This is a genomic window from Klebsiella variicola (genome assembly GCF_000828055.2).
In the GTDB taxonomy this organism is placed as follows: Bacteria; Pseudomonadota; Gammaproteobacteria; order Enterobacterales; family Enterobacteriaceae; genus Klebsiella; species Klebsiella variicola.
Window position 1 is genome coordinate 3,204,788 of record NZ_CP010523.2, and the last position, 22,180, is coordinate 3,226,967.

At 58.0% G+C, this 22,180-nt stretch carries 18 protein-coding genes and 1 other annotated feature; of the genes, 13 read left to right on the forward strand and 5 right to left on the reverse strand.

Going from position 1 to position 22,180, the window contains the following annotated elements; translation table 11 throughout:
- Positions 1-121: 121 nt before the first annotated feature.
- Positions 122-217 (forward strand) — a sequence feature (Trp leader region).
- 34 nt (positions 218-251) lie between these two features.
- The 5 genes from SP68_RS15090 to trpA are packed head-to-tail and all read left to right on the forward strand — an operon-like array spanning position 252 to position 6,783.
- Positions 252-1,814, forward strand: coding sequence for an anthranilate synthase component 1 (locus SP68_RS15090; protein WP_012542057.1), 1,563 nt, complete (start codon positions 252-254; stop codon positions 1,812-1,814).
- Entirely contained in the window at positions 1,814-3,409 is a 1,596-nt protein-coding gene (gene trpD / locus SP68_RS15095; RefSeq protein ID WP_004148109.1) for a bifunctional anthranilate synthase glutamate amidotransferase component TrpG/anthranilate phosphoribosyltransferase TrpD, read from the forward strand. The genes SP68_RS15090 and trpD overlap by 1 nt, the downstream gene beginning before the upstream one ends.
- A 3-nt stretch (positions 3,410-3,412) precedes the next feature.
- Positions 3,413-4,771: a bifunctional indole-3-glycerol-phosphate synthase TrpC/phosphoribosylanthranilate isomerase TrpF gene (gene trpCF, locus SP68_RS15100; RefSeq protein WP_012968448.1), complete on the forward strand. Its 1,359-nt coding sequence runs from the start codon at positions 3,413-3,415 to the stop codon at positions 4,769-4,771.
- A gap of 9 nt (positions 4,772-4,780) precedes the next feature.
- A complete protein-coding gene (gene trpB / locus SP68_RS15105; protein WP_012542059.1) occupies positions 4,781-5,974 on the forward strand; it encodes a tryptophan synthase subunit beta in 1,194 nt (397 codons plus the stop codon).
- Positions 5,974-6,783, forward strand: a complete 810-nt coding sequence (gene trpA, locus SP68_RS15110; RefSeq protein ID WP_002901728.1) for a tryptophan synthase subunit alpha — start codon at positions 5,974-5,976, stop codon at positions 6,781-6,783. The genes trpB and trpA overlap by 1 nt, the downstream gene beginning before the upstream one ends.
- 218 nt (positions 6,784-7,001) lie before the next feature.
- Here the strand turns inward: trpA and SP68_RS15115 are convergent, their stop codons facing one another.
- From SP68_RS15115 to SP68_RS15125, 3 genes are read right to left on the reverse strand one after another with little or no spacing between them, the layout of a single operon-like run.
- Positions 7,002-8,261 (reverse strand): glycerate kinase type-2 family protein, encoded by a 1,260-nt coding sequence (locus tag SP68_RS15115; RefSeq protein WP_022065857.1) that lies wholly within the window; start codon positions 8,259-8,261, stop codon positions 7,002-7,004.
- A gap of 2 nt (positions 8,262-8,263) precedes the next feature.
- Positions 8,264-9,352, reverse strand: a complete 1,089-nt coding sequence (locus tag SP68_RS15120; protein ID WP_002901724.1) for a tartrate dehydrogenase — start codon at positions 9,350-9,352, stop codon at positions 8,264-8,266.
- A 14-nt stretch (positions 9,353-9,366) separates the two neighbouring features.
- Positions 9,367-10,677, reverse strand: coding sequence for an MFS transporter (locus SP68_RS15125; RefSeq protein WP_022065856.1), 1,311 nt, complete (start codon positions 10,675-10,677; stop codon positions 9,367-9,369).
- Between the two features lie 128 nt (positions 10,678-10,805).
- Between SP68_RS15125 and SP68_RS15130 the strand changes: the two genes are divergently transcribed.
- Positions 10,806-11,714 (forward strand): LysR family transcriptional regulator, encoded by a 909-nt coding sequence (locus SP68_RS15130; RefSeq protein ID WP_012542062.1) that lies wholly within the window; start codon positions 10,806-10,808, stop codon positions 11,712-11,714.
- Between the two features lie 43 nt (positions 11,715-11,757).
- On the opposite strand, the gene SP68_RS15135 is transcribed toward SP68_RS15130, so the two are convergent.
- Complete coding sequence (locus SP68_RS15135; RefSeq protein ID WP_040975836.1) at positions 11,758-12,216, reverse strand: MarR family winged helix-turn-helix transcriptional regulator; 459 nt, start codon at positions 12,214-12,216, stop codon at positions 11,758-11,760.
- A 73-nt stretch (positions 12,217-12,289) separates the two neighbouring features.
- Between SP68_RS15135 and SP68_RS15140 the strand changes: the two genes are divergently transcribed.
- The 3 genes from SP68_RS15140 to ybiX all read left to right on the forward strand — a co-directional run bounded on the left by SP68_RS15140 (position 12,290) and on the right by ybiX (position 16,950).
- A complete protein-coding gene (locus SP68_RS15140) occupies positions 12,290-13,237 on the forward strand; it encodes a quinone oxidoreductase family protein (RefSeq protein WP_022065854.1) in 948 nt (315 codons plus the stop codon).
- A gap of 701 nt (positions 13,238-13,938) precedes the next feature.
- Entirely contained in the window at positions 13,939-16,224 is a 2,286-nt protein-coding gene (locus SP68_RS15145) for a catecholate siderophore receptor Fiu (RefSeq protein ID WP_040975834.1), read from the forward strand.
- A 48-nt stretch (positions 16,225-16,272) separates the two neighbouring features.
- Positions 16,273-16,950 carry a PKHD-type hydroxylase YbiX gene (gene ybiX, locus SP68_RS15150; protein WP_008807765.1) on the forward strand — a complete coding sequence of 226 codons (678 nt, stop codon included), beginning with the start codon at positions 16,273-16,275 and terminating at the stop codon, positions 16,948-16,950.
- Positions 16,951-17,034: 84 nt separating this feature from the next.
- Here the strand turns inward: ybiX and ompW are convergent, their stop codons facing one another.
- The gene (gene ompW, locus SP68_RS15155; protein WP_012542066.1) at positions 17,035-17,673 is read right to left on the reverse strand and encodes an outer membrane protein OmpW; all 639 of its coding nucleotides are present in this window, start codon (positions 17,671-17,673) and stop codon (positions 17,035-17,037) included.
- A 268-nt stretch (positions 17,674-17,941) separates the two neighbouring features.
- Between ompW and SP68_RS15160 the strand changes: the two genes are divergently transcribed.
- The 4 genes from SP68_RS15160 (at position 17,942) to SP68_RS15175 (ending at position 22,173) form a co-directional block, all read left to right on the forward strand.
- Positions 17,942-18,355, forward strand: coding sequence for a YkgJ family cysteine cluster protein (locus tag SP68_RS15160; protein ID WP_022065851.1), 414 nt, complete (start codon positions 17,942-17,944; stop codon positions 18,353-18,355).
- Between the two features lie 25 nt (positions 18,356-18,380).
- On the forward strand, positions 18,381-19,124 hold the full coding sequence (locus SP68_RS15165) for a YciC family protein (RefSeq protein ID WP_008807762.1): 744 nt from the start codon (positions 18,381-18,383) through the stop codon (positions 19,122-19,124).
- A 54-nt stretch (positions 19,125-19,178) separates the two neighbouring features.
- Positions 19,179-19,718 (forward strand): septation protein A, encoded by a 540-nt coding sequence (locus tag SP68_RS15170; protein ID WP_008807761.1) that lies wholly within the window; start codon positions 19,179-19,181, stop codon positions 19,716-19,718.
- 271 nt (positions 19,719-19,989) lie between these two features.
- Positions 19,990-22,173, forward strand: a complete 2,184-nt coding sequence (locus tag SP68_RS15175; protein ID WP_032730986.1) for a TonB-dependent siderophore receptor — start codon at positions 19,990-19,992, stop codon at positions 22,171-22,173.
- The last annotated feature ends 7 nt before the right edge of the window (positions 22,174-22,180 follow it).

A 22,180-nucleotide genomic window follows, 5' to 3' on the forward strand; every position in this document is an offset into this window, starting at 1 on the left:
ATCATACCGACAGGCAGAGAAAATCTGCAAACAAGGGTTGACTTTATTCCATTGAACTAGTTAACTAGTACGCAAGTTCACATGAAGGGGTATCACGATGAAAATGCACTTTATCACTCTGCACAGCTGGTGGCGCACCTCCTGATAACGGGCGGCGTGATCGCGTTTTGCATTCAGCATACAGATACCCGGCCCGCCAATGAGCGGGCTTTTTATTGGACAAAAAATAATACGAACAGGCGAGAACAATAATGCAAACATCCAAACCGGCACTCGAGCTTCTCACCAGCGACGCCATCTACCGGGAGAACCCGACGGCGTTATTCCACCAACTGTGTGGCGCCCGTCCGGCCACGCTGCTGCTGGAATCCGCTGATATCGACAGCAAAGATGACTTAAAAAGCCTGCTGCTGGTCGACAGCGCGCTGCGCATCACCGCTCTTGGTGACACTGTCACTATTCAGGCACTTTCCGCTAACGGCGCCGCGCTGCTGGAACTGCTGGACGGCGCGCTGCCCTCCGGGATCGCCAATCAGCGCCAGCCCAACGGCCGCATCCTGACCTTCCCCGCGGTCAGCACCCTGCTCGATGAAGACGCCCGCCTCTGCTCACTGTCGGTGTTTGACGCCTTCCGTCTCCTGCAGGAGCTGGTGACCGTCCCGGCCAACGAGCGTGAAGCGATGTTCTTCGGCGGCCTGTTCGCCTATGACCTGGTCGCCGGCTTTGAAGATCTTCCACCGCTGCAGAGCGACACCGCCTGCCCGGACTACTGCTTCTATCTGGCTGAAACTCTGCTGGTCATCGACCATCAGACCAAGCATACCCGCATTCAGGCCAGCCTGTTCACCCCGCTGGAGAGTGAAAAACAGCGCCTGGAGCAGCGCCTGAGCCAGCTGCGTCAGCAACTGAACGAGCCGCCGGCGCCGCTGCCGGTTACCACTGTGGCCGAAATGCAGTGCGACGTTGACCAGAGCGATGAAGAGTACGGTGCGGTGGTGCGCAAAATGCAGCGCGCGATCCGCGCCGGGGAAATCTTCCAGGTGGTTCCTTCCCGTCGCTTCTCGCTGCCCTGCCCGTCGCCGCTGGCCGCTTATGATGTGCTGAAGAAGAGCAACCCCAGCCCGTACATGTTCTTTATGCAGGACAACGATTTCACCCTGTTCGGCGCCTCGCCGGAGAGTTCGCTGAAATATGACGCCGTCAGCCGTCAGATTGAGATCTACCCTATCGCCGGCACCCGGCCACGCGGCCGCCGCGCCGACGGTTCGCTGGATCGCGATCTTGACAGCCGCATCGAACTGGAAATGCGCACCGACCATAAAGAGCTTTCCGAACACCTGATGCTGGTGGATCTGGCGCGTAATGACCTGGCCCGCATCTGTACCCCGGGCAGCCGCTATGTCGCCGATTTAACGAAGGTTGACCGTTACTCCTTCGTGATGCATCTGGTCTCCCGCGTGGTCGGCGAACTGCGTCAGGACCTCGATGTGCTGCACGCCTACCGCGCCTGCATGAACATGGGCACCCTCAGCGGCGCACCGAAGGTCCGCGCCATGCAGCTGATTGCCGCCGCCGAAGGTAAACGCCGCGGCAGCTACGGCGGCGCGGTGGGCTATTTCACCGCCCACGGCGACCTCGACACCTGCATCGTCATCCGTTCCGCCTACGTGCAGGAGGGTATCGCTACCGTCCAGGCCGGAGCCGGCATTGTGCTCGACTCGGTTCCCCAGTCGGAAGCGGATGAGACCCGAAATAAAGCCCGCGCGGTGCTGCGCGCCATTGCCCAGGCCCATCACGCGAAGGAGATTTTCTGATGGCTGACATTCTGCTGCTCGATAATATCGATTCTTTCACCTATAACCTGGCAGACCAGCTGCGGGCCAATGGTCATAACGTGGTGATTTACCGTAACTCCGTCCCGGCGCAGGCGCTGATTGAGCGTCTGGGCACCATGGACAACCCGGTGCTGATGCTCTCCCCGGGCCCGGGTACGCCGAGCGAAGCTGGCTGCATGCCGGAACTGCTGACCCGTATGCGTGGCAAGCTGCCGATCATCGGCATCTGCCTCGGTCATCAGGCCATTGTCGAAGCCTACGGCGGCTATGTCGGCCAGGCGGGCGAGATCCTCCATGGCAAAGCATCCAGCATTGAGCACGACGGCCAGGCCATGTTTGCCGGTCTGGCTAACCCACTGCCGGTGGCGCGTTACCACTCGCTGGTTGGCAGCAATATTCCCGCCGGGCTGACGATTAACGCCAATTTCAACGGTATGGTGATGGCGGTGCGTCACGATGCGGACCGGGTGTGCGGCTTCCAGTTCCATCCGGAATCGATCCTTACCACTCAGGGCGCACGGCTGCTGGAGCAGACCCTGGCCTGGGCGCTGCAGAAGCTGGAGCACACTAACACCCTCCAGCCGATCCTTGAGAAGCTGTACCAGGCGGAAACCCTGAGCCAGCAGGAGAGCCACCAGCTGTTCTCCGCCGTCGTGCGCGGTGAAGTGAAGCCTGAGCAACTGGCCGCCGCGCTGGTCAGTATGAAAGTGCGCGGCGAGCAGCCGCAGGAAATTGCCGGCGCCGCCACCGCGCTGCTGGAAAACGCCGCGCCGTTCCCGCGCCCGGACTACCTGTTTGCCGACATCGTCGGCACCGGTGGCGACGGCAGCAACAGCATCAATATCTCCACCGCCAGCGCCTTTGTCGCTGCGGCCTGTGGATTGAAAGTGGCGAAACACGGTAACCGCAGCGTCTCCAGTAAATCAGGCTCTTCTGACCTGCTGGCGGCCTTCGGCATCAATCTCGATATGAACGCCGATAAATCCCGCGCGGCGCTCGATGAGCTGGGGGTTTGTTTCCTGTTCGCGCCGAAATACCACACCGGTTTCCGCCACGCGATGCCGGTCCGTCAGCAGCTGAAGACCCGCACCCTGTTTAACGTGCTGGGGCCGCTGATCAACCCGGCGCATCCGCCGCTGGCGCTGATTGGCGTCTACAGCCCGGAACTGGTGTTGCCGATCGCCGAGACCCTGCGCGTGCTGGGCTATCAGCGCGCGGCGGTGGTGCACAGCGGTGGGATGGATGAAGTCTCGCTGCATGCGCCCACGGTGGTGGCCGAACTGCATAACGGGGAAATCAAAAGCTATCAGCTGACCGCTGACGACTTCGGCCTGACGCCTTACCATCAGGCGCAGCTGGCGGGCGGCACGCCGGAAGAAAATCGTGACATTCTGACGCGCTTGCTACAAGGTAAAGGTGAAGCCGCTCACGAAGCCGCCGTCGCCGCCAACGTCGCCATGTTGATGCGTTTACACGGGCATGAAGATCTGAAAGCTAACGCTCAGCAGGTACTGGATGTGCTGCACAGCGGCGCGGCCTATGACAGAGTGACCGCCTTAGCGGCAAGAGGGTAAAGAATGCAGACCGTTTTAGCAAAAATCGTTGCCGACAAAGCGATTTGGGTAGAAGCCCGCAAACAACAACAACCGTTAGCCAGTTTTCAGAATGAAGTGGTCCCGACGCAGCGCAATTTCTATGACGCGCTGGCCGGCACCCGCACCGCGTTTATTCTCGAGTGCAAAAAGGCCTCGCCGTCGAAGGGGTTGATTCGCGAAGATTTCGATCCGGCGGCGATCGCCAGCATCTACAAACACTACGCCTCGGCGATCTCAGTGCTGTGTGATGAGAAATATTTCCAGGGCAGTTTCGATTTTCTGCCGATCGTCAGCAAGGTCGCGCCGCAGCCGATCCTGTGTAAGGACTTCACCATCGACCCTTACCAGATCTACCTGGCGCGCTACTATCAGGCCGATGCCTGCCTGCTGATGCTCTCGGTGCTCGACGATGAGCAGTACCGCCAGCTCTCCGCGGTGGCGCACAGCCTGAATATGGGTGTGCTGACCGAAGTCAGCAATGAAGAGGAGCTGGAGCGCGCCATCGCCCTGAAGGCGAAGGTGGTGGGCATTAACAACCGCGACCTGCGCGATATGTCGATTGACCTTAACCGCACCCGTCAGCTGGCGGCGCGTCTCGGCCCGGATGTCACGGTGATCAGCGAATCCGGCATCCATACCTATGCTGAAGTGCGCGAGCTGAGCCACTTCGCCAACGGCTTCCTGATCGGCTCCGCCCTGATGGAACAGGCGGATCTGGAAGCGGCGGTTAAACGTGTGCTGCTCGGCGAGAATAAAGTGTGCGGCCTGACGCGCCCGCAGGATGCCCAGGTGGCCTGGGAGTCCGGCGCCATCTACGGTGGCCTGATTTTCGTCCCGACTTCGCCGCGGGCGGTGAATGACGCCCAGGCCAAAGCGGTGATCGCCGCTGCGCCGCTGCAGTACGTCGGCGTGTTTCGCAATGCGCCGCTGGACGAGGTGGTCGCCCGCGCGCAGGCTCTGGGGCTGGCCGCCGTCCAGCTGCACGGTGATGAGGACCAGGCCTATATCGACGCGCTGCGCGACGCCCTCGCGGACAACGTCCGTATCTGGAAAGCGCTGAGCGTTGGTGAAACCCTCCCGGCCCGTACTCTCCGCCATGTCGACAAGTACCTGTTCGACAACGGCCAGGGCGGCAGCGGCCAGCGCTTTGACTGGAGCCTGCTGCAGGGCCAGGATCTGCGCAACGTCATGCTGGCGGGTGGCCTGGGTGCCGATAACTGTGTGGAAGCGGCCAAAAGCGGCTGTGCCGGACTCGATTTCAATTCAGGCGTAGAGTCGCAACCCGGGATGAAAGACGCCAGCAAGCTGGCCTCCGTATTCCAGACGCTGCGCGCATATTAAGGAGCAATAATGAGCACTTTACTGAACCCCTACTTCGGCGAATTCGGCGGCATGTATGTGCCGCAGATCCTGATGCCCGCCCTGCGCCAGCTGGAAGAAGCCTTTGTCAGCGCGCAGAAGGACCCGGCCTTTCAGGCGGAATTCACTGACCTGCTGAAAAACTACGCCGGACGTCCGACGGCCCTGACCAAATGCCGGAATCTGACCGAAGGTACTCGCACCACCCTGTACCTGAAACGCGAAGATCTGCTGCACGGCGGCGCGCACAAAACCAACCAGGTGCTGGGCCAGGCCCTGCTGGCCAAACGGATGGGTAAAACCGAAATTATCGCCGAGACCGGCGCCGGTCAGCACGGGGTCGCCTCAGCGCTGGCCAGCGCCCTGCTCGGCCTGAAATGCCGTATCTACATGGGGGCCAAGGACGTCGAGCGCCAGTCGCCGAACGTCTTCCGTATGCGCCTGATGGGTGCCGAGGTGATCCCGGTGCACAGCGGCTCCGCCACGCTGAAAGATGCCTGTAATGAGGCGCTGCGCGACTGGTCTGGTAGCTACGAGAAGGCGCACTATATGCTGGGCACCGCCGCCGGTCCGCATCCGTTCCCGACCATTGTACGTGAATTCCAGCGCATGATTGGCGAAGAGACTAAAGCGCAGATCCTCGAAAAAGAGGGACGTCTGCCGGACGCGGTGATCGCCTGCGTTGGCGGTGGGTCAAACGCCATCGGCATGTTTGCCGACTTTATTGATGAAACCAACGTCGGCCTGATCGGCGTGGAACCGGCCGGGCACGGTATCGAAAGCGGCGAGCACGGCGCGCCGCTGAAGCATGGCCGCGTGGGGATCTACTTCGGTATGAAGTCGCCGATGATGCAAACCGCCGACGGCCAGATCGAAGAGTCTTACTCCATTTCCGCCGGGCTGGACTTCCCGTCCGTTGGGCCGCAGCACGCGTTTCTGAACAGCACCGGTCGCGCTGACTATGTGTCGATCACCGACGACGAAGCGCTGGACGCGTTTAAAGCGCTCTCCCGCCACGAAGGGATTATCCCGGCGCTGGAGTCCTCTCACGCTCTGGCCCACGCGCTGAAGATGATGCGCGAGAACCCGGAAAAAGAGCAGCTGCTGGTGGTTAACCTCTCCGGTCGCGGCGACAAAGACATTTTCACCGTACATGACATCCTGAAAGCGCGAGGGGAAATCTGATGGAACGCTATGAGACGCTGTTTGCCCAACTGAAAAATCGCCAGGAAGGCGCCTTCGTTCCCTTTGTCACCCTCGGCGATCCGGGACCGGAGCAGTCGCTCAAAATTATCGATGCGCTGATCGAAGGCGGCGCCGATGCCCTTGAGCTGGGGATCCCTTTCTCCGACCCGCTGGCGGACGGCCCGACCATTCAGGGCGCGGCCCTGCGCGCCTTCGCCGCGGGAGTGACCCCGGCGCAGTGCTTTGAGATGCTGGCGGCGATCCGCCAGAAGCATCCGACCATCCCAATCGGCCTGCTGATGTACGCCAACCTCGTCTTCAGCCCGGGCATCGATGCGTTCTATGCCCAGTGCGCCCGCGTCGGCGTCGACTCGGTGCTGGTGGCCGACGTGCCGGTGGAAGAGTCCGCCCCGTTCCGCCAGGCGGCGATGCGCCATAACATCGCGCCGATTTTCATCTGCCCGCCCAATGCGGATGACGATTTACTGCGCCAGATTGCTTCTTATGGCCGCGGCTACACCTATCTGCTGTCGCGCGCCGGAGTGACGGGTGCGGAAAATCGCGCCGCACTGCCGCTGCACCACCTGGTGGAGAAGCTGGCGGAATATCACGCCGCGCCGCCGCTGCAGGGCTTTGGTATCTCCGCGCCGGAGCAGGTGAGCGCCGCCATTGACGCCGGGGCCGCCGGGGCTATCTCCGGTTCCGCCATCGTCAAAATCATCGAACGCCACCTCGATGAGCCGCAGACCATGCTCGACGAACTGAAAGCCTTCGTCCAGAGCCTGAAGGCGGCGACCAAAACCGCCTGATCGTTAGCCGCCTGGTATTGCGCCAGGCGGCGATTTCCTCGCGTTACCTTCCCCTCCATGTCATCTTGCACGCCAACACATCAGACGGAACGATGATCGACACCTTGGCGCCAGGCGATGCGCTTTAACGTGGAAATGGATGGCGGGCGGATGCCGAAGATTTGAACTATGTTGAAAGGGAAAAATATCGCTCTCCCTGGCACAGGAGAGCGATACAGTCAGGCAATCAATATTGCCCGAATATCATTGACGTTGGTTAACGTCGGGCCGGTGATCAGCAAATCATTAAGCGCGTGAAAATAGCAGTAACTATCATGGCCATCCAGATATTGCACTGCATTAAGACCGCTCAGCTTGCCGCGCGCAAGCGTATCCGGGAAGACGATCGCACCTGCGGCATCTTCTGTGCCATCAATACCATCGCTATCTCCCGCCATGGCCCAGATACCGTGTTCCCCCTGGAGCGCACAGGCCAGACTGAGTAAAAACTCGGTATTGCGGCCCCCTTTTCCAGGCGGAGTGTTGTTTACTGTCACCGTGGTTTCGCCACCTGACAACAGTACAGCAGGCCCTGAAATCGGGTGACCATACTGCTTCGCCGATTTCGCCATACCGGCCATGACCACCGCCACTTCCCTGCTTTCACCTTCTATCGCATCCCCCAAAATAAGGGGGGTGAGCCCATGTTGTCGTGCGGCCAGCCCCGCCGCCGCTAACGCCATCGCCGGCGTGGCGATAAGCCTGACCTCGCCTGTCGCGGCGTTTTCCACCGGGCCGGCCGGCTGGTTTAGCCGTTCGCTAACGGGCTTCGGGATCGCAATGCCATACCGCTGCAGTACCCGGAGCGCATCACGTGGTGCGCTGTTATCGGCAACGGTGGGGCCAGACGCTACGTCCGTCGGATCATCGCCAGGCACATCGCTGATAATCAGTGATACGATGCGCGCTGGTTGCGCCATGGTCGCCAGCTTTCCGCCTTTCACCGCTGAGAGATGACGACGTACCAGATTCATCTCTTTGATGCTGGCCCCGCTATGGAGCAGGGCCCGGGTGATGGTCTGCTTATCTGCCAGCGTTAACCCCGGGGCGGGCAGCGCCATCAGCGCCGATCCTCCCCCTGAAATCAATGCCAGCACCAGATCATCGGCAGTTAAACCGCGCAGCGTCTCCACAATCAGCATTGCGGCAACCTCGCTCATGGCATCTGATACGGGATGAGCCGCCTCAATAATGCGGATGCGGCCCGCAGGAACCGCGTAACCGTAACGCGTCACCACCACGCCCGACACCGCCACATCCGGCCAGGCCGCATCCACGGCAGCCGCCATTGCCGCGGACGCTTTACCCGCACCGATCACCACACAACGGCCGCGAGGTTTTTCCGGCAGGTTAGCCAGGGTCACCGGCCCGGCGCGGGCACTGTTGACCGCATGTTGAAAGATATCCTGCAGGATCTCTGCAGCCTGTTCGTTATTCATGGTTATGCGGTCTCGGCAATGTCAGCTTTAGCGTCAATGTAGTGCACCACGGCGCGTGTCACCTCCGCGGTATTGGCTGAGCCACCGACATCTGGCGTCAGAATGCCTTTTTCACACACATACTCAATGCTTTCCATAATCAGCGCAGCGGCATGGCGTTCGCCCAGATGTTCAAGCATCTGTACCGCGGTCCAGAAAGTGGCAATGGGGTTCGCAATCCCTTTGCCGGTGATATCGAATGCGGAACCATGGATCGGTTCGAACATGGAAGGGAAGCGGCGTTCAGGATCAATATTCGCGGTCGGCGCTACGCCCAGACTACCCGCCAGCGCGCCAGCCAGATCGGAAAGGATATCGGCGTGCAGATTGGTGGCAACGATGGTATCCAGGGTCTGGGGATGCAACGTCATACGGTGCGTCATGGCATCGACCAACATTTTGTCCCACTGCACATCCGGGAATTCCTGCGCCACTTCAGCGGCAATCTCATCCCACATCACCATACCATGGCGCTGGGCGTTGGATTTGGTCACCACGGTCAGCAGCTTACGTGGACGGGACTGCGCCAGTCTGAAGGCATAGCGCATAATGCGTGTCACCCCAACACGGGTAAAGATTGCCACTTCGGTACCGACTTCTTCAGGTAAACCACGGTGCGTACGGCCGCCGTTACCAGAATATTCACCTTCGGAGTTTTCGCGCACGATGACCCAGTCAAGATCGCCAGGCCCGCGGTTGCGCAGCGGTGAGGTGACGCCCGGCAGAATTTTGGTGGGTCGCACATTGGCGTACTGGTCAAAGCCCTGGCAAATAGGCAGCCGCAGGCCCCAGAGTGTGATGTGGTCAGGGACATCCGGTGCCCCCACCGCGCCGAAGTAAATGGCATCGAATGCTTTCAGCATGTTCAGTCCTTCTTCCGGCATCATCACGCCATGTTTTTTGTAATAGTCTGACCCCCAGTCAAAGGTCTCTATATCAAATTTCAGTTGCGGATCGTGGCGCGTCAGCGCGTGCAAGACTTCAATACCTGCCGAAATGACTTCCGGTCCGATACCGTCCGCAGGGATGGCAGCAATTTTGTAGTGACGCATCGTTACTTCTCCAGTTAATGAGTATGAGGATGTGGAAGCTCTGCCGTCGGTGATTTGTTCGCTCTGGCAGAAAGAATCACGACCACGAGGGCCGAGAGCGCCAGCAATCCGGCGACAAAATACAGGCCCCAGCTGTAGCTACCGGTTTGCTCGCGGATCACGCCAATCATCATCGGGCCGACGAAACCGCCGAGGTTGCCGATGGAGTTGATAGCGGCAATGCCAGCGGCCGCAGCCGGGCCGCTGAGGAACAGGGTTGGCATGCTCCACAGAGGGGGTTTTGATGCGCTAATCCCCACAGTGACCAGCGTTAAGGCAAGCATCACGGTAAACAATGTGCTGACGTTACCGGCGTATATCAGCCCGGCAACCGCCAGCAGGCAGGCGCCAATGACGTGCCAGCTGCGCTCTTTGGTTCGATCGGAATGACGCGCCCAGAGGATCATGGCGATGACGCCGATCACCGCCGGAAAAGCGTTCAGGAAACCAATCTCCAGCGAGGAAGCACCGAAACTGCGAATAATCTGCGGGGACCAGATGCCAAGCGTATACAGCCCGGCGGAGGTACCGAAATAGACCAGCGCCAGCGCCAGGACGCGTATATCCGCCAGTCCCCGCCATGCGCTGGAATGGCTCTGTTTTGCCGCCCGCGCCCGCTCCTCGGCATGCATGGTGTTTTCCAGCCAGGCACGCTCTTGATCAGTCAGCCATTTGGCCTTGGCCGGACGATCCGTCAGGAAGAACAGAACCACAACACCGAGCACCAGCGCCGGCAAAGCTTCCAGTACAAACATCCACTGCCAGCCGGCGTAGCCAAGGAAGCCATGCATCTCCAGCAGTGCGGCCGAAACCGGCGATCCCAGTGCTGTCGACAGGGGAGCTGCGGCCATAAAGATGGCAGTGACCTGCGCACGCCTGGCGGCAGGAAACCAGTAGCTGAGATAGAGAATGATACCCGGGAAGAAACCGGCTTCCGCCACGCCGAGCAGAAAACGCAGAATGTAGAAGCTCGTCGTGCCCTGCACAAAAGCCATGCAGCCAGAGACGAACCCCCAGGTGATCATGACGCGGGCGATCCAGATACGGGCACCCACTTTATGGAGAATTAAGTTTGACGGCACCTCAAACAGAAAGTAACCCAGGAAGAAAATGCCGGCGCCCAGCCCAAAAACGGTGGGTGAAAACCCCAGGTCCTGGTTCATGGTCAGGGCGGCAAAGCCAATATTGACGCGGTCAAGGAAGGCAATGAAGTACAGCAGCATGATGAAAGGAATAATGCGCAGGGTAACTTTGCGCATCACCTTCTTTTCGAGGTCGTTATTCATGACGGGATGCTCCATAGTGATGTAGGGTTGTTATCGTTTTGTAATAATCCCAGTATGAAGTTTTGAACCGCTTTATCATCGGCACAGCTTTATATAAATAATTTGTATAATCAGGTTTTGGTGAAAAAATGGATATAAATCAGCTACGTTGCTTTGTGGTATTAGGTGATGAGCTTCACTTTGGCCGGGCTGCCCGTAAACTCGAAATGATGCCTGCGTCACTGAGTCGCTTCATCAAACTGCTGGAAGATGATTTGGGGATCAGGCTACTGAATCGATCGACCCGCAACGTGTCGCTAACACCTGAAGGCGCCGCCTTTTTAAATGAGGCCAAAACGGTCATTGCTGATTTCGATGCGCTACGGCAGCGATTCCGGAAAAATAGCCTGTTGCAGAAAAGAACGTTGCGGATCGGGGCTATCGACAGCGCAGCCAAAGGATTACTTCCTGAATTGCTTAATCTTTTCGTCAGGCGTTTTCCTGAAGCAGATATTCATCTTACAGAAGATAAATCTCACAAACTTATCCCCCGACTCATTTCAGGGTGGCTGGATGTGGTTTTTGTGCGCCCGCCGGAACACATTGATGCCATGCTGACAACGCGATTTATCGCCAATGAAACTTGCGTGCTCGCCGTGCCCACTAACCACCGGCTGGTCAGTTATGATGAAGTCAGTATCGATGACTTTCGGCACGAGCCTGTTATCTTGCCGGAAAGACGCACCCGGCGTCACAGCCATGACCTGACAATGAATATTTTCAAGGAAGGTGGCAGCATGCCTGTTATCGCGCAGTATGCTGAAGAGAAGCAGACTATCCTGAGTTTTGTTGCCGCAGGACTCGGCATTGCTCTGGTGCCTGCGTCCTATAAAGACATGAATGCGGACGGCGTGAAATACCTTGCGCTCACGCCCAAAAAACATATCGAAGGCCTTCCCCTCAGCGCGATGTGGCATCAGGGAAATAACAATATCTATGTACGATCCCTGCTGGAGATACTTTCCGACAACATCGACGAGCTGACCCGTGATTTGTGACGAACAAGATGATTGTTGCGCCAGGGCGGCAGCACGCGAGAATTTAGCTCGGTTGCTGCAAACTGTCGGCGTATTTGCGCGTTAAGCGAAACAGCGCTTGCACCTCCTCTTCCGGCCACTGCGCCAGCACCTGATTCATTAACCGCCGCCGCGCTACCGCAATACTGTCGATCATCTGTTGTCCGCTGGCGCTAAGCGTCACTTCGCTGATCCGTCGGTCATGACGGTTAGATTGCTTACAGGCGAGTCCCTGGGCTTCCAGTTTTTTCACCTGGCGGCTGACGGTGGTGTAATCGCGCCCTAAATGATCCGCCAGCTCAACAACTCCCACCGGGCCATGGCGTCCTACCGCCACCAGCAGCGGAAACAGCATCTGTTCCAGCTGGACGCCGGCCGCCTGGAGGATTTGCTCGTCGCGCAGCGGCTGGTTCATCACGCTGATGATATCCAGTAGCGCGCCGTGAAAGTCGGTAATGTCGTAGTCATTATGTGCATCTTGCATATATTAATTTTCCGCGTATAGTGCTGCAAACAATATGTGTATTTTACACATAATTCCCGACAGGAGATAATTTATGAAAGCAGCCGTGGTTTTTGACCTCGCAGAAGGCCCGGTTTGGGCCGATTTTATCGACCCGCAGCCCGCGCCCGGCCAGACGATCATTGACGTCCGCGCCGCCGCGCTGAGCCATGTGGTTAAGGCCCGCGCATCCGGACGCCATTACAGCTTCGACGGCAATCTGCCCTTTGTGCCCGGTATCGATGGCGTCGGCACCACACCTCAGGGCCAGCGCGTCTATTTCGCCTTCCCCACCGTCCCCTTCGGCAGTATGGCGCAGCAGGCGCCGGTTGCCCTGCAGAGTTGCCTGCCGGTGCCGGATGCGCTCGATGATGTTAGCGCCGCGGCGATGGCCAATCCCGGCATGTCCGCGTGGGCGTCTCTGGTGACTCGCGCCCAGATCCAGGCCGGTGAAACGGTGCTGATTAACGGCGCCACCGGCAGCGCCGGTCAGTTGGCGGTGCAGATTGCCCGCTATCTGGGAGCGAAAAGAATCATTGCAACCGGACGGAATGCGCAGACGCTGGCGGCGCTGGACGCCGATGAGTGTATTCAGTTAACCGCTGATGATAAAACCTTGAGCGGGCAATTTTCAGCGACCAGCGCTGCGCAGATTGACGTGGTCATCGATTACCTGTGGGGACACAGCGCGGAAGTGTTATTGCCGGCCCTGGCGAAATATACCCCAGCCGGCAGACCGGTGCGCTATGTGCAGGTGGGGTCCCTGGCTGGCGCCGATATCGCGTTAAATGGCGCAGTTCTGCGTTCCGCACCGCTCGTGCTGATGGGCAGCGGTATCGGTAGCCTGTCGATGCCGCAGCTGCTGGCGGCGACAGGTGAAATGCTGCAGGCGGCGGTGCCGGGTAAATTCACCATCGCCACCACCCCGCGGCCGCTGCAGGAGATCGCGGCGGCCTGGCCGCGGGACGACAGTCAGAAGCGTACGGTTTTCACCCTCGGATAAAAAATCGCTTCCGCACAAAAGATGGGGTTGATATCTTAAATGAGAAATATTATCTTTCTCATTACTGAATAGTTGAGTAAATAACTCAGGTATTCAGTACGACATTGCTCACATTGCTTCCAGTATTTTTGCCCGCACTTGTGCGGGCTTTTTTTTACTGGCGACACACCTCACGCACCAGTTGCCGCAGCCAGCAGTGGCCCGGCGCCTGCTCCAGACGACATACGGCGCGGCATTGTTCTCCGTCACGCGGCGGGAGAACGCTCGCTGGTCGTCCCTCCAATAACGCGGTCGCGGAACAGTGCCTGCAGAGGGATCGGTGGGCCGCTATTTTTCATTACACCAATTTCCAGAACGGCGTTCTCCTCGCGCAGAAGGAGGGCATCTTTTATGCCAAAAACCACGAAGCGCCGGGTTAGCCCTGGCGCCTGTCACCTCGCGGCGCGGCCTGTCATCGGCCTCTTCCAGCCGCTCTTTTGCTTCATCCCCGCCCTTTTCGTTCAAAATTTATGAACTATGTAAATCGCGATGAAGAAATATGTTTAAACGTCAACATTTCTATGTAAATATTAAGGCGAATGATAACTATTCTTTTTATCATTTATAGAATCACACCGGGTCAGCGCAAGCCAGACGACGAAAAACGTCGCTTTTGCGCGGTGTGGTATGTGCTCATAACAAAAAATAAGCCTGCATTTATCATGGAAAAAAACGCTTCTCTGCCGTTTGGCAGTTTCAACTCATTGGCATTGTTTACGGGTCTGTGTCTGGGGGCCTCACCGGCAACGGGCACCGCAGCGGAAAAATCAGTCAAAAATAGTGAAGAGACGCTGGTGGTGGAAGCCACTCCGCCCTCACTCTACTCTCCCGGCGCCTCCGCCGATCCCAAGTTCAATAAACCGCTGGTCGATACCACCCGCACCATCACCGTGATCCCGGAACAGGTGATTAAAGATCAGGGCGTCACCAACCTGACTGACGCCCTCAAAAACGTCCCCGGCGTCGGGGCGTTTTATGCCGGCGAGAATGGCAGTTCAACCACCGGGGATGCCATCTACATGCGCGGCGTGGATACCTCTAACAGCATCTATGTGGACGGCATCCGCGACATCGGCAGTGTGACGCGCGATACCTTCAATACCCAGCAGGTGGAAGTCATCAAAGGACCCGCCGGCACGGACTATGGCCGCAGCGCGCCCTCCGGATCGATCAATATGATCAGCAAGCAGCCGCGCCTTGACTCCGGGATCGACGGTTCGGCCAGCATCGGCAGCGCCTGGTCGCGTCGGGGAACGCTCGACCTGAACCAGGCGTTTAGCGACAACGCCGCGTTCCGTCTGAACCTGATGGGGGAAAAAACTCATGACGCCGGTCGGGACCGCATTGAAAACGAACGCTATGGCATCGCGCCATCGCTGGCCTTCGGACTCGATACCCCAACTCGTCTGTATCTGAACTATCTGCACGTCCGGCAGAACAACACCCCGGATGGCGGGATCCCCACCGTCGGCCTGCCGGGCTATTCGGCACCTTCGCCGAAATATGCCGCGCTCAATTCCGCCGGGAAGGTGGATACCAACAATTTCTATGGCACCGACTCCGATTATGATAAATCCACCACCGACAGCGGCACCCTGCGCTTCGAACACGATCTGACGGACAATACCACCGTGCGCAATACCACCCGTTGGTCGCGGGTGAAACAGGAGTATCTTTTGACCGCGGTGATGGGCGGCGCGAGCAATATCACCGCCCCCGATATCAATGACGTCAACACCTGGAGCTGGTCGCGTCTGGTTAATACCAAAGATGTCAGCAACCGCATTCTGACCAACCAGACCAATATCACCTCGACCTTCAATACCGGCTCGATAGGCCATGACGTCAGCGCCGGCGTGGAGTTTACCCGGGAAAACCAGACCAACTATGGCGTTAACGCCATGACCGCGCCGGCGGTGAATCTCTACCATCCGGTGAGCAACCTGTCGATTGGCGGGCTGGACAGAAACGGGGCGAACGCCAACGGCCAGACCGATACCTTCGGGATTTATGCCTTCGATACGCTGACGCTGACCGAACGGATTGAGGTCAACGGCGGGCTACGTCTCGACAATTATCATACTAAATATGACAGCGCCACCGCCTGCGGCGGCAGCGGACGCGGGGCTATCGCCTGCCCGCCCGGCCAGTCGACGGGCAGCCCGGTCACCACCGTGGATACCGCCAAATCCGGCAATCTGGTTAACTGGAAAGCCGGGGCACTGTACCGCTTAACCGAGCAGGGCAATGTCTACGTCAACTACGCCATCTCACAGCAGCCGCCGGGGGGCAGCAGTTTCGCCCTGGCCGCCAGCGGTAGCGGCAACAGCGCCAACCGAACCGACTTTAAGCCACAGAAGGCGAAATCCAGCGAGCTGGGCACCAAGTGGCAAATCTTCAACAACCGTCTGCTGCTCAGCGCGGCGTTATTCCGTACCGATATTGAAAACGAAGTGGCCGCCAACGATGACGGAACCTGGTCGCAGTACGGCAAAAAGCGCGTGGAGGGGTATGAGCTCTCCGCGACCGGAAACCTGACCCCGGACTGGACGATCATCGCCGGCTACACGCAGCAGCATGCGACGGTGACGGAGGGGCAGAATGTGGCGCAGGATGGTTCTTCCGCGCTGGCCTACACTCCGAAACATGCCTTTACGCTGTGGACGCAGTATCAGGCCACCAGCGATTTGTCCGTCGGCGGCGGTGTGCGCTATGTCGGAAGCCTGCGCCGGGGCAGCGATGGCGCGGTCGGTACCCCGGATCACACCGAGGGCTACTGGGTCGCCGACGCCAAACTGGGCTATCGGGTCAACAGCAACCTCGATCTGCAGCTCAATATGTACAACCTGTTTGATACCGATTACGTGGCCTCCATCAACAAGAGCGGCTATCGCTATCATCCGGGCGAACCCCGTACCTTTATGCTGACGGCGAACGTCCACTTCTGAGTCTGTGCGTGGGGCCGTTGCGCCCCACCTTTTAGAGAGAACACCGCGATGATGTATCACATTCCTGACGTGCTATCGGCAGACCAGGTGGCGGAATTTACCCGGCAGCTGGCGCAGGCCGAGTGGGTCGACGGACGGGTTACGGTGGGCAGCCAGGGGGCGGCCGTCAAACAGAACCAACAGATCGATACCCGTACGCCGCTGTATGCCCGCCTGCAAGCCGCCGTGCTCGACGCGCTGCGCGGCCACCCGCAGTTTTTTTCCGCCGCGCTGCCGCGGACGATTTCCGCACCGTTGTTTAACCGCTATGGGCCAGGGGAGACCTACGGTTTTCATGTCGATGGCGCCGTTCGCCAGAACGGCGAGGCGGGCTGGATGCGCACTGACCTGTCAGCGACGCTGTTTCTTTGCGAGCCGGAGAGCTATGAGGGCGGTGAACTGGTGATTGAAGACACCTATGGCCAGCACCGGGTGAAGCTCCCGGCCGGGCATCTGGTGCTCTATCCCGCCAGCAGCCTGCACTGCGTCACCCCGGTTACCCGCGGCGTACGTCAGGCCTCTTTCCTGTGGATCCAGTCGATGGTCCGCGACGATAAGCAGCGCGCGATGCTTTACGACCTGGACCGCACCATCCAGTCTCTGAAGGCCCGCTTTGGCGACGGAGAAGAGGTCCTCTCCCTGCTCAACATGTATCACAACCTGCTGCGCCAGTGGACGGAAGTGTGATCCGCTATCGATGGCGAAGGCTTGCGGCAGACAGGTGTGACGTGACAATGAACTGGCCATCCGTTGGCCAGTTTTCAGCAGGATTTAAAATCGATAACCCGCGGAGAACATAAACACCCACGGATCCAGACGGGTGCTGACTTTCTGGTCCACGCCGCCGGCTTTGAATTTCACATCGGTGTCGATATCCATGTACCACACCGACATATTCAGCAGCCAGTCACGGTTAATCAGATAATCGAGGCCGACCTGCCCCGCCGCGCCCCAGGAGTCCTTCAGGCTCAGATCGGAAAGCCCGGCCGCCTTGCCGGTATCGTTAAAGTCTTCATTAAAGAAGGTGGTGTAGTTAATACCCGCCCCCACGTACGGGCGCACCTTGCTTTGCGCATCGCCAAAGTACCACTGCGCCATCAGGGTGGGCGGCAACTGATGGACGGTGGCGATAGTCCCGGTTGGCCCGGTGCCGACCTTATGGCGGAACGGCGTTGCCGCCAGCAGCTCCACGCCGATGTTATCGGTGGCCATATAGGTAAAGGTTAAACCCAGTTGGGTATTGTTACTGACGTTGAAACTGCCAAGGCTGCCTAACACATTGTCAGAGCCCTCCGTCGGTCGGACGGTGGCGGTCCCGGCACGAATGAAAAATTCACCCGCTTCATGCGCCCAGACGCTGCCGGTGGAAAGCGTGCTAAGAATTAATGCCGCCGCTGCTAACTTCTTCATATCCACTTCCTCATTATGGTTTTTCAGCGCGGCCAAATATACCTATAACGAGTTACGTTTGATCTGTTTTAGATCACACTAAAACCTTAGATTTAACATTTATTGATCCAGATTAATTTTTGCTACCGATCGAAACACCCTGAATCCTTCTCACATCAATTTTCACTTTCCGTGAAAAAAATATTTCTCCCCCTCTTGCCGCCGCAAAAGCGGCTGGATAAGTTAACTGCCGACAATCTGTGTTGATGCGTTTTTTTCAGGTGTAATTATGAGTGAAATCAACCCGTGCATGACGTGCGGTGCCTGTTGTGCGTATTTTCGTGTCTCTTTCTACTGGGCGGAAGCCGACGACGCGGGTGGCCTGGTGCCTTCCGCGCTGACCGAGCCGCTGACCCCTTTCCTGCGCTGCATGAGCGGCACCAACCAGCGTCAGAGCCGCTGCGCGGCGCTGTCAGGCGACATCGGTGACGCCGTCCACTGCACTATTTATGAAAACCGTCCCTCACCGTGCCGCGAATTCGCCATGTCCGGTGAGAATGGTGAGGAAAATGACGCCTGCAACCGGGCGCGGGCGCACTATGGCCTACCGCCATTGCGGCCTCTTTACAAAGATATACCTGCCCTGAATGGTGCAGAGAGTGCTACGACGGAACGATTTGCGGTACAATCGCCGGCTAGTTAACACCTGCGACACTCAAGGAGAATGCATGTCTATCACGGCGAAGTCCGTCTACCGTGACACCGGGAATTTTTTTCGTAATCAGTTCATTACCATTTTGCTGATTGCGCTGTTGTGCGCGTTTATTACGGTAGTACTTGGCCATGCCTTTTCACCCAGTGACGAGCAGCTGTCGATACTCAGCGAAGGCGATAACCTCGCCGGTAGCGCCGGGCTGTTTGAGCTGGTGCAGAACATGACGCCGGAGCAGCAGCAGGTTCTGCTGCGCGCCTCGGCGGCATCAACCTTCTCGGGTCTGGTGGGCAATGCGATCCTCGCCGGCGGCGTTCTGCTGCTGATCCAGCTGGTCTCCGCCGGTCATCGCGTTAGCGCCCTGCGTGCCATCGGCGCCTCAGCCCCGGTGCTGCCGAAGCTGCTGCTGTTGATCCTCTTCACTACCTTCCTGGTGCAGATGGGGATGATGCTGGTCCTGGTGCCCGGCGTGCTGCTGGCCATCGTGCTGGCCTTTGCGCCGATCATGCTGGTGCAGGACAAAATGGGTATCCTCAGCGCCATGCGCAGCAGCATGCGTCTGGCGTGGGCCAATCTGCGGCTGGTGGCGCCGGCTATCATTGGCTGGCTGGTGGCAAAAACCCTGCTGTTACTGTTCGCTTCCAGCTTTGCTGTCCTGACGCCAAACGTCGGCGCGGTGGTCATCAATACCATCAGCAACCTGATATCCGCCCTGTTGCTGATCTATTTATTCCGCGTGTATATGCTTATCCGCAACTAATCTTAACCAGGATCGGGGTCTTCCCCGGTCCGTCCTGAAAGACGGGATCGATGTATGAAGCAGTTTCTGGATTTTTTACCGCTGGTGGTCTTCTTTGCCTTCTATAAGCTTTACGATATCTACGCCGCCACCACCGCGCTGATCGTCGCGACCGCTATCGTGCTGATCTACAGCTGGGTACGCTACCGTAAAGTCGAAAAAATGGCGCTGATCACCTTTGTGCTGGTGGCCGTCTTCGGCGGGTTAACTCTCTTCTTCCACAATGATGAGTTTATTAAATGGAAGGTGACGGTGATCTATGCCCTGTTCGCTGGCGCGCTGCTGTTCAGCCAGTGGGTGATGAAAAAGCCGTTGATCCAGCGCATGCTGGGCAAAGAGCTGGCCCTGCCGCAGCAGGTCTGGTCGCGGCTTAACCTGGCCTGGGCGGTGTTCTTTATCCTTTGCGGGCTGGCCAATATCTATATCGCCTTCTGGCTGCCGCAGAATATCTGGGTGAACTTCAAGGTCTTTGGCTTAACCGCCCTCACGCTGGTCTTTACCCTGCTGAGCGGGATCTACATCTACCGCCATATGCCGCAGGACGACCACCACTAACGCCTCCGCCGGCGCGCCATCGCGCGCCGCGCTCGCCCCCTATAATCTCACTGCGCTGGCAAACATTCCCTGCAGCCACACAACCTCAGCGCATACGCTGACAACTTTCCGGTCACACTGTGCAGGCTCTCTTCACGATTTCTCTCAACTGCATAAAAAGTTGCGGTAATTGTGAGGATTTTATGGAGATTCATCTCGTTACATTGTAATGATAATGGTTATCATTAATATTCTCGATCTCATTTTGCATTACTTTAAAAAGGATATTTACATGAGATCGCCGCAATATTCTGTCCCCACGACCCTGGCGCTGGTCATATCCAGTCTCCTCGCTCCTAACGCCTTTGCTGAAGAATCAGAACAAGATACCGAAACGATGATTGTGCGCAGTACGGCGGAAGAGGTGCTTAAGCAACAGCCCGGGGTGTCGATTATCACGGCAGATGATATTGCTAAGCAGCCGCCGGTCAACGATCTCTCAGACATCATCCGTAAAATGCCCGGGGTGAACTTGACCGGCAACAGCGCCAGCGGCAGTCGGGGCAACAACCGCCAGATTGATATCCGCGGCATGGGGCCGGAGAACACCCTGATCCTGATAGATGGGGTACCGGTCACGTCACGTAACGCGGTTCGCTATAGCTGGCGCGGCGAACGCGATACCCGGGGCGACAGCAACTGGGTACCTGCAGAGATGGTCGAAAGGATTGAAGTTCTCCGCGGTCCGGCAGCCGCGCGCTATGGTTCCGGCGCGGCGGGCGGAGTGGTCAATATCATTACCAAACGCCCGACCAACAACTGGCACGGTTCGCTGTCTTTCTTTACCAACCAGCCGGAAAACAACAAGGAAGGCACGACCAATCGCGCTAACTTCAATCTCAGCGGCCCACTGGCCGGGGAAGCGCTGACGATGCGCCTGTATGGCAATATCAATAAAACGGAACCCGACGCCTGGGATATTAACCATGCGCAAAACGGCTCTTACGCTGCGGGGCGCGAAGGGGTACGCAATAAAGATATTAACGCCTTGCTGTCATGGAAAATGACCCCGCAACAGATCCTCGATTTCAGCTACGCCTATAGTCGCCAGGGGAATATCTATGCTGGTGATACCCAGTACAGCAACGGCAATCTTAGCCCGAACGGGCTGGTGGACTCCCTGTACGGCCACGAAACTAATCGCCTCTATCGCCAGTCCTGGGGACTGACCTACAACGGTCTATGGGATTGGGGCCAGTCCAAAGCCGGTGTTTACTACGAGAAAACCAACAATACCCGCCTGCAGGAAGGCTCCACCGGCCGCGTCGAGGGCATGATCAACAGTGAGGATTATGCCACCAGCCGTCTGGAATCCTGGCGTACTACCTCGGAATTCAATGTGCCTTTCTTCTGGCTGGCGGACCAGACGCTGACGCTGGGAATGGAATGGAACCATGATCAGCTCGACGACCCGGCATCAATGCAGGCCACTAACAGCAACGGCGAGACTATCCCTGGGACCTCGGGCGACCCTACGCAACGTAGTACCAAAAACAGCGCCACCCTCACCGGTATCTATCTGGAAGATAATATCGAAGCCGTGCCTGGCACCAACCTGATCCCCGGCATCCGCTTCGATTATCATAATCAGTTTGGCAGCAACTGGAGCCCAAGCCTCAATCTGTCTCAGGCGCTGAGCGATATGTTCACGCTGAAGGCCGGTATCGCGCGCGTGTTTAAAGCGCCTAACCTCTATCAATCCAGTGAAGGCTATTTGCTCTCCACCCGCGGCAACGGTTGTCCGAACACTATAGCTGAAGGCAGCTGCTATCTGCTGGGCAACCCTGACCTCGATCCGGAGATCAGTATTAACAAAGAGATCGGTATCGAATTCAACCTTAATGGTTACGCTGCCGGAGTCACCTGGTTTCGCAACGATTACAAAAACAAAATCGTCTCCGGAACAGAGGTACTGGGCTATACCTCCAGCGGCAATAATATTTTGCAGTGGCAGAACGGCGGCAAAGCCGTGGTCGAGGGGCTGGAAGGAAATCTGCTGATCCCGGTGCTGAGAGATGTCCTCAGCTGGCGGACCAATGCCACCTGGATGCTCAAATCTGAAAGTAAAGAGACTGGCAACCCGCTGTCGGTTATCCCGAAATATACCGTTAACACGATGCTCGACTGGCAGGTAAACGACGCCCTGTCTGCGAATGTGAACTGGACGCTTTATGGCCGTCAGAAGCCGCGTCAGTATGCGGAGATCCGCAACGAAACCGGGACCCTTGCCACCACCGAGGTTGGCGCCTATTCCATCGTGGGTATTGGTACTCAGTATCAGCTAAACCGGGATATTCGCCTGAATGCCGGAATAAGTAATCTATTTGATAAACAACTGTATCGCGAAAACGCCGGCGCCTCGACCTACAATGAGCCTGGCCGCGCGTATTATGCCGGCGTTACCCTCTCCTTCTGAAGTGCCG

Bases quoted from the DNA above. Each gene is read 5' to 3' on its own strand.
- SP68_RS15090 (WP_012542057.1), top strand. From the start codon at position 252: ATGCAAACATCCAAACCGGCACTCGAGCTTCTCACCAGCGACGCCATC.
- trpD (WP_004148109.1), top strand. From the start codon at position 1,814: ATGGCTGACATTCTGCTGCTCGATAATATCGATTCTTTCACCTATAAC.
- trpCF (WP_012968448.1), top strand. From the start codon at position 3,413: ATGCAGACCGTTTTAGCAAAAATCGTTGCCGACAAAGCGATTTGGGTA.
- trpB (WP_012542059.1), top strand. From the start codon at position 4,781: ATGAGCACTTTACTGAACCCCTACTTCGGCGAATTCGGCGGCATGTAT.
- trpA (WP_002901728.1), top strand. From the start codon at position 5,974: ATGGAACGCTATGAGACGCTGTTTGCCCAACTGAAAAATCGCCAGGAA.
- SP68_RS15115 (WP_022065857.1), bottom strand. From the start codon at position 8,261: ATGAATAACGAACAGGCTGCAGAGATCCTGCAGGATATCTTTCAACAT.
- SP68_RS15120 (WP_002901724.1), bottom strand. From the start codon at position 9,352: ATGCGTCACTACAAAATTGCTGCCATCCCTGCGGACGGTATCGGACCG.
- SP68_RS15125 (WP_022065856.1), bottom strand. From the start codon at position 10,677: ATGAATAACGACCTCGAAAAGAAGGTGATGCGCAAAGTTACCCTGCGC.
- SP68_RS15130 (WP_012542062.1), top strand. From the start codon at position 10,806: ATGGATATAAATCAGCTACGTTGCTTTGTGGTATTAGGTGATGAGCTT.
- SP68_RS15135 (WP_040975836.1), bottom strand. From the start codon at position 12,216: ATGCAAGATGCACATAATGACTACGACATTACCGACTTTCACGGCGCG.
- SP68_RS15140 (WP_022065854.1), top strand. From the start codon at position 12,290: ATGAAAGCAGCCGTGGTTTTTGACCTCGCAGAAGGCCCGGTTTGGGCC.
- SP68_RS15145 (WP_040975834.1), top strand. From the start codon at position 13,939: ATGGAAAAAAACGCTTCTCTGCCGTTTGGCAGTTTCAACTCATTGGCA.
- ybiX (WP_008807765.1), top strand. From the start codon at position 16,273: ATGATGTATCACATTCCTGACGTGCTATCGGCAGACCAGGTGGCGGAA.
- ompW (WP_012542066.1), bottom strand. From the start codon at position 17,673: ATGAAGAAGTTAGCAGCGGCGGCATTAATTCTTAGCACGCTTTCCACC.
- SP68_RS15160 (WP_022065851.1), top strand. From the start codon at position 17,942: ATGAGTGAAATCAACCCGTGCATGACGTGCGGTGCCTGTTGTGCGTAT.
- SP68_RS15165 (WP_008807762.1), top strand. From the start codon at position 18,381: ATGTCTATCACGGCGAAGTCCGTCTACCGTGACACCGGGAATTTTTTT.
- SP68_RS15170 (WP_008807761.1), top strand. From the start codon at position 19,179: ATGAAGCAGTTTCTGGATTTTTTACCGCTGGTGGTCTTCTTTGCCTTC.
- SP68_RS15175 (WP_032730986.1), top strand. From the start codon at position 19,990: ATGAGATCGCCGCAATATTCTGTCCCCACGACCCTGGCGCTGGTCATA.